General features: G+C 74.1%; 1 protein-coding gene. It reads right to left on the bottom strand.

Going from position 1 to position 1,970, the window contains the following annotated elements; genetic code table 11:
- Positions 1–1,378, bottom strand: a 1,378-nt coding sequence (locus tag ACFU7Z_RS39100; protein WP_380782920.1) for a sensor histidine kinase, incomplete at its 3' end; no start/stop codon positions are given.
- Positions 1,379–1,970 lie beyond the last annotated feature (592 nt).

Below are 1,970 nucleotides of genomic sequence, written 5' to 3' on the forward strand. Positions count from 1 at the left end.
GGCGCTGGGCGGGCCGCGCGGCACCGCCGTAGCCGCCCCGGGGCATCATCGGACGGCTCCGCCGGCGCTGCGGCAGGCCGTTGGGCGTCCACTCGGTCACGATCACCTCGTCGTCCCCGGCGCCCGGGCCGGAGGGCCCCCACGGGTTGGTCGAGCCGTAGGACGGCCCGACGCCGGCCGAGGTCGTCCGGGTGCCCCAGGGGCGGCCCGCGGCCGCGTGCCGGGGCGGGTTCGCGGGCAGCGGGCGGGGGCCGGAGAAGGCGCCGATGCCGTGCGCCCGCCCGGTCGGCGGCGCGGTGGTGAGCAGCTCCTGCGGCACGACCAGCACCGCCCGCACGCCGCCGTACGCGGAGCGGCGCAGCGAGATCTGGAAGCCGTACGCCTGGCAGAGCCGGCCGACGATGGCGAAGCCCAGCCGGGGGGACTCGGTGAGGTCGTCGAAGTCCTTGGAGACCATCGCCTCGCGGATCGAGCGCTCGGCGCGGAACCGGGCCTCGTCGGTGAGGCCGAGGCCGCCGTCCTCGATCTCGATCGCCATCCCGCTCTGCACCTCGGAGGCGCTCAGGTGCACGTGGGTGTGCGGCGGGGAGTAGCGGGTGGCGTTGTCGAGCAGCTCGGCGACGGCGTGGATCAGCGGCTCGACGGCCGGCCCGGTGACGGAGATCTGGGCCACCGGGTGCAGGTCCACCCGCTGGTACTCCAGGATCCGGGACATGCCGCCGCGCAGCACGCTGTAGAGCGCGATCGGACGGGTCCACTGGCGGCCGGGGCGGGCACCGGACAGGACGGCGATGCTGTCGGCCAGGCGGCCGCTCAGCGCGTTGCCGTGGTCCAGGCGCAGCAGGTCGTCGAAGACCGCCGGGTCGTTGCCGTGCCGGTCCTCCATCTCCCGCAGGTCCTTGGCCTGCCGGTGGATGATGGCCTGGACCCGGCGGGCGATGTTGACGAAGGCCCGCTCGGCCGAGTCGCGCCGGCTGACCTCGTCGTCGACGGCCTTGGCGACGGCCTCGGTGACGGCCACCAGCGAGCGGCGGAACCGTGGCGAGACGGGCGCCTCGCTCTCCTCGAACGGGCGGGTCAGGACGTCGAAGGAGTACCCGTACCGGGCCCCGGCGACCACCCTGCGCATCTCCACCCGGGCGAGCCGGTCCAGCTCGTCCTCCTGCCCGGCCAACCTGCGTTGCCACTCCTCGACCTGCCGGGCGTGCAGGTCAGGGGACTCGCTCAGGGCCCGCCCCCGGGGGGCCGACTCGGCGGCCACCACGGCCACCAGCACGGTGCCCGTCGCCCCACACCACAGCACCCCGGCCCGGGCCCCGGCGGACACCGCCACCGCGGCGACCGCCACGGCCGCCGCCATCACGGCCGTCGGCAACAACCAGCCGAGCAGGGGCGCTCGGCGCCGTCTGGCGGGTGACGATCCAGCTCGAAGCATTCAGCATCCTCAAACGATCGGAACAGTACGGACAAAAGCGGGGGGAGCGGCTCCGGAGGCGTGGTGGTGCAGCATAGCCAAGTTCAGGACATCCTGACCGAAAGTCAAAAATACCGTCCCGCAACCGACTTGTGGCAATCTGCCGGACAGTCCCGACATTTCGCACGCCAGTCGCAACCGGAGCGGCCACCGCCCACCCACCAGGCTTCTCGTCGCGCCGCCCGCGCGCCGCCGACCCGCGCCGGATTCGCTCATGCGAAGGGTTTCCGCGCCAAGTCCCCGCGTCTCGCGCCGAGTTCGTGCTAAGCGCGGTGACTCCGGTCAACCGGAGGCGCGGCAATCACCCGGAAGGGGAACCGCAGCCGGGCCCGGCGAGCCGCACCGCGCGGGCCCGATTCCGCTGCGTCCGGTGCGCCGCCCCTCCCAGGGCCTGTCTTCGGACTCGCGTCTGCGGGGCGACGCCGGGGCACGCACCTCGCCGCGTTGTCGTCGGTCGCCAATGCTCCGCAGTGGCTCCCTCCTCCGCCTTGCGATG

Origin of the sequence: Kitasatospora sp. NPDC057518, assembly GCF_042802075.1 — a bacterium.
Taxonomy (GTDB): domain Bacteria; phylum Actinomycetota; class Actinomycetes; order Streptomycetales; family Streptomycetaceae; genus Kitasatospora.